The sequence below is a fragment of the Polaromonas sp. genome (genome assembly GCF_043778355.1).
In the GTDB taxonomy this organism is placed as follows: domain Bacteria; phylum Pseudomonadota; class Gammaproteobacteria; order Burkholderiales; family Burkholderiaceae_C; genus Polaromonas.
This window is the reverse complement of record NZ_JAYWHI010000023.1, coordinates 1-4,496: the sequence shown is the minus strand read 5'-3', so window position 1 is coordinate 4,496 and position 4,496 is coordinate 1. Positions and strand designations below refer to the sequence as shown.

5 protein-coding genes and 1 pseudogene are annotated in these 4,496 nt (G+C 55.9%); 5 read left to right on the top strand and 1 reads right to left on the bottom strand.

Annotated features, from left to right (window positions below; genetic code table 11):
* On the bottom strand, positions 1–1,622 hold a 1,622-nt coding region (locus ACH2CW_RS03690), incomplete at its 3' end, for a hypothetical protein (RefSeq protein ID WP_395055493.1).
* Between the two features lie 531 nt (positions 1,623–2,153).
* Between ACH2CW_RS03690 and ACH2CW_RS03685 the strand changes: the two are divergent.
* The 5 genes and pseudogenes from ACH2CW_RS03685 to ACH2CW_RS03665 all read left to right on the top strand — a co-directional run.
* Positions 2,154–2,835: pseudogene (locus ACH2CW_RS03685) on the top strand (tyrosine-type recombinase/integrase); the annotation flags it as partial.
* Between the two features lie 45 nt (positions 2,836–2,880).
* Positions 2,881–3,207: a type II toxin-antitoxin system RelE/ParE family toxin gene (locus tag ACH2CW_RS03680; RefSeq protein ID WP_395055492.1), complete on the top strand. Its 327-nt coding sequence runs from the start codon at positions 2,881–2,883 to the stop codon at positions 3,205–3,207.
* The gene (locus ACH2CW_RS03675) at positions 3,204–3,518 is read left to right on the top strand and encodes an addiction module antidote protein (protein ID WP_395055491.1); all 315 of its coding nucleotides are present in this window, start codon (positions 3,204–3,206) and stop codon (positions 3,516–3,518) included. Before ACH2CW_RS03680 ends, ACH2CW_RS03675 begins: the two co-directional genes overlap by 4 nt.
* Before the next feature lie 66 nt (positions 3,519–3,584).
* A complete protein-coding gene (locus tag ACH2CW_RS03670; RefSeq protein WP_395055490.1) occupies positions 3,585–3,806 on the top strand; it encodes a BrnA antitoxin family protein in 222 nt (73 codons plus the stop codon).
* Between the two features lie 59 nt (positions 3,807–3,865).
* Positions 3,866–4,150 carry a hypothetical protein gene (locus ACH2CW_RS03665; RefSeq protein ID WP_395055489.1) on the top strand — a complete coding sequence of 95 codons (285 nt, stop codon included), beginning with the start codon at positions 3,866–3,868 and terminating at the stop codon, positions 4,148–4,150.
* Positions 4,151–4,496: the final 346 nt, after the last annotated feature.

Here is a 4,496-nt window from a genome sequence, read left to right as displayed (position 1 = left end):
GTCGCCAAACCTTCCGCGAACTGCTCAATGCCGCGTCCCTCGGTCGCGTTGCCGGTTAGCTCGCCTGCGTGCTTCGTGCTCTCAGCTTCCAGACCAACGAAGTCACCACCCATCAGTTTGCGAAGCCAGATGTAGAGAAAGTGCATCAACTCGCCGTACTGGACCATCCCGTAGTAGGGTGGATCGGTTAGCACGGCATCAAGGCTTGCTGCCTCAAGCTCCATTTCGGTGGATGAGCCGCAGCGAATATCGACCAGGCGAAGAAGCGCGTCAGGAAGTTCGGGGTTGATTTCACCGATCCATTCTCCCTCAATGGGAATGGTTGTCTTCTTTTTGCCAGAAAAAGCGACCTCAAAGGGTGCTGTGCAGAAGCGCTTGGCCTTCGCGTATTTTTCAGTGATGTTGACCCAACCGCCAGAGCCAACCGTGGTGCCTGTCGCATTGCGAATGCCAAGGAAATTACTTTCGCATTGAACATAACTGGCCGGGAAGCCATGGATGCTGAAGATGTCCAAAGACTTTAGCGCCATGGTGTCGTAGCGACACAGCATGTTTTGATAGCGGATAAGGTCAGAGAAGTTCGTAGCCAGCGCGCGCTTTATTCGTGGGTCTGTGACCTTAGAAATCCAACGGGCGGTAGTCTCCAATGCAAGCAGTTGTCGGCCATTGAATACTTCATTGAAGCGGAGATAGCCCCAGCGCAGTAGTCGATTTGTCTCATCACCGCCCGGTATAGCGTCATCGGGCACAAACTCCACTTTCAGTTTGCTCAGTTCGGCTTCAGCCTCAGCAACACAGGCGAGGTCGTCCGCGTCAGGCTTCTTGAAGCAACGACCGGGCCTATGTTTCAAATCAGCGTTGTAGTACTCCATGGCAAACAGTCTGTGCCGTGGCGGACCATCTGAGCGGAATGGAGCGCTGTTTGTGTGGCCGCAGTGCGAGCAAACTGCTTTGCTGCGTTTGACATTGCCTTCGGTCCTCAGAACGGCCCCGCAATGGCATGTGCCAAGCTTCTTGGGGTCACTTACCTCGTGTAAGTCGCCGCAACTATGGCAGGCGATGACGTAGGCGGTATGTCGTGTGTCATCGGCGATCAAATACCCCTGGAAGAGATCGTAGTCACGTGCACAGTTGCCACATGAGCCGACTTTGACCCACAGCCCATATTTCAAATCGGCATCAGCACGACCACTGATCGGGCACTTGGTCTTATAGAGGTGTCCGAGCGTCGTTTGTAGATGACCCAGCAATTGCACACTTGCGGCCTCATAGGCAGCCATGTCGAGTGCGTCAATTTCCTCGCGAACGATCCAGGTCGCCATCGGATTGATGTCCGTGCCTATGACGTTGCAGCCAACGCGGTTGGCCTCCAAAAGGGGCGATCCTCCGCCCATGAAGCAGTCAGCGACAGTGATTCCCTCAAATCCGTGGGATTGGTAGTAGCTTTGCTGTACCGGGACTTGAGCAAACTCGGAGAGGATCAAGCCTCTAAAAAGGGTTCCTGGCCGACGGGCAAACCACTTATGGACTGCAATTATTGGGCGGTAAACCTGCTGGATTTGCTTCTCACGGAGGGCCAACGCGGCGACAAATCCAATGGAGTAGTTCTCTTCGATGCTCATTGGGAGTGTTTGCTTTTGTTGAATTGTGGAATGTAGATTGTCCGCTGAATCGGGGGCCAGGCCATATGACACATAGTTGTCTTGCGGTGTCTGCCGGGCAAACACGGTGATCAATCAAATCGCTACGTTTTTGATAGCTGCTTGCGCACGTTCCACGAGGGCTAGAGGCTTATTTCGCATATAAAAGGTGCTGCGCAAGGGTTTGAACAGTTACCGCGAAGGCGGCAGACAGTGACGAACCTTCGGCTCTCGATATGTGTCTGCGACCTCCGCCAGCGCGGTCATGCCGGGCACGCTGCCTACTAAACGGCGCTGCGCGCTGGTGGCAGCGCACCCAACATCACCGCTTTCCATTTTCGCGAGTCTGTAGCCTTGGTCAGTGGCCAATGCGGAGTACCGCAATGGCCAGGCACCACGAAGCTGTCGCGTGGCGTTGGCCAGCAGCGCGGTCATGCCGGGCGGCCTGTTTTTTTGATTGAACTGCGCTGCGCGATGTGGGCCAGTCCACCCAGCATCACCGCTTTCGTTTTTCCAGCGCTGGGCAAGGCTGGCACCAAGAAAGACGTGCTGCAAAAGGGCCAGTTGGCCGCTTGGTTTGCCGCCGTGCAACAGCTTCAAAACCCGGTCATTGCGGCCTGCATTCAAATGATGCTGCTAACCGGTGCCAGGCCCGGTGAAGTGCTGGCGCTGCGCTGGGAGGATGTGAACACGCAATGGAAGGGCATCAGCATTCGGGACAAGGTGGAAGGCACCCGCGAGATTCCGGCAACGCCGTACATGTTGCACCTGCTGGCCGCTCTGCCCCGGCGCACCATGACAGACCCATGACAGACCCATGACAGACCCCAAAACTGGTGAGCAGATTGCCAACCCGTGGGTATTTTCTAGCCCCACCAGTGCGACCGGCTGCTTGACCGAACCCAACAACCCGCACACCCGCGCATGTAGGGCCGCTGGCTTGGACGGGCTCACTTTGCATGGCCTGCGCCGGTCATTCAAGAGCCTGACCGAGTGGCTGGAAGTGCCGGTGGGCGTGGTGGCGCAGATTCAGGGGCACAAGCCCAGTGCCACGGCGGAAAAGCATTACACCGTGCGCCCGCTGGAGCTGTTGCGGGGTCACCATGAGCGCATTGAGGCTTGGATGTTGGAGCAGGCGGGGATTGTGTTTGATGCCAAGGCTGCGCCGGGTGGACTGCGTGTGGTGGCCAGTTGATGCGCGTTGAAATAAATTGATCTGTAACCTATAATTCACAAAAACATGTTTGAAGTCCTTACCTACGAAGACGATCAAGGTGAAGAACCTTACTCAAATTGGCTAGCCAAGCTGGTGGATCGACAAGCAAAAACCCGCGTGCTGGTGCGCGTGGGCCGGATGGCCGGTGGCAACTTTGGCGACTGCAAACCGGTTGCCGATGGAGTTTGGGAGTTGCGTATTGATTGGGGACCGGGCTACCGCGTGTATTACGCGCAATCCGGCAAACGCTTGGTCTTGCTGCTGACAGGCGGCGACAAGCGCAAACAGCAGGCCGATATTGATGCTGCTGTCGGTTATTGGAACGATTGGAAAAGGAAGAACGCCAAATGAAAGCCTCACGACCACACGACGAACTCGTAGTAGAAATGCTCAAGGCCGACCCTGATATGGCCGACGTGTATCTAGCAACTGCGCTTGAAGAAGCCAACCTGCCAGGCGGGCAGTTCGCCCTTCTGGCAGCGCTGCGCCACATTGCCGAAGCGCAAGGCATGGCCAGCGTGGCGGAGAAAGCGGGCATGCCGCGTGAAAGCCTTTACCGCGCCTTGTCTCCACGGGGTAACCCAACCATAAAGACACTGTTGGCCGTGCTGGCCGCGTCTGGCCTGCAATTGGGTGTGACACGCACTGAGCAGCACGCTTGAGACCACGCCACCGAAAGCCGCGCCACGCAGAAACCCAATGACACTAATCGCCAAAGATTCGCCGACGTGTGGGATGCGATTGAGGACACGCCAGAAGAAGCCGCCAGGATGCGGGCACTGTCCAAATCGAAAATGGAAGCGGAAGCTGTCGCCAATAAATCTGAGGAAAGCGGCAACCCAACAACCGAGGTCACTCTGTGGCTTGACGTTGAAGTGGTGGATAAATTCAAAGCATTCGGCGACGACTGGCAAACCCGGATCAATGAAGTTCTGCGGGCGCACGCATGACGCCCCTTGGCACTTCGGTCATTCAGAAGTTGCGCGGCCGTTCACGCTATTGAAGTGCCGTGCCCGATCTCGTTCAACTCCTCAACTTTGAAAAAGCCGCCTCCATCCTTGGGGCAACGCCTGCTGATGTGCGGGTTCTGGTTGTCGAAGAGCGCACCCTACCGGCCGTGTACGTAACCCAGGTCGGTTACAAAGAGCCATTTCAATATCAGCTTCTCAGGGTCGATGACATCGGGCAGGCGTTTGACATGGCCGTCGGGGGTTTGGAGAGCACCATTTGCACAGGTTTCCTGCGAATTGAACGCGCAGAGCTGAAAGACCTTGCGCGGCTGGGCTTGTCATGAGGATGGGCCGCTGCGCCCGATCCGCATCAATGGCCGCCTCGCCTGGCCGACCCAAAAAATCCGTGAACTTTTGGGAGTGTCATAAGCATGACCAACACCCAACACCCAACACCCAACACACCATCACCGACGCTGTGGGTTCGTCAATAGCGCTCATGCAAGCAGCCAGAGGCGCTATATATTTCATAGCTGCTTGCGCACATTCCACGAGGGCTACAGCCATATTTTGTATGGCTCTTCGTTGAATTCACTGTGATTTTTCTTTAGCCGATGGCCAAGTTCAATTTTCCACAATGAAACAAAATTCTTGCCCGATAGTTGGTGAAGCTTCTAAATCCACGAGCAT

What these genes read in the sequence shown, in the direction of transcription:
- ACH2CW_RS03680 (WP_395055492.1), top strand. Translation starts at nt 2,881, where the DNA reads ATGTTTGAAGTCCTTACCTACGAAGACGATCAAGGTGAAGAACCTTAC.
- ACH2CW_RS03675 (WP_395055491.1), top strand. Translation starts at nt 3,204, where the DNA reads ATGAAAGCCTCACGACCACACGACGAACTCGTAGTAGAAATGCTCAAG.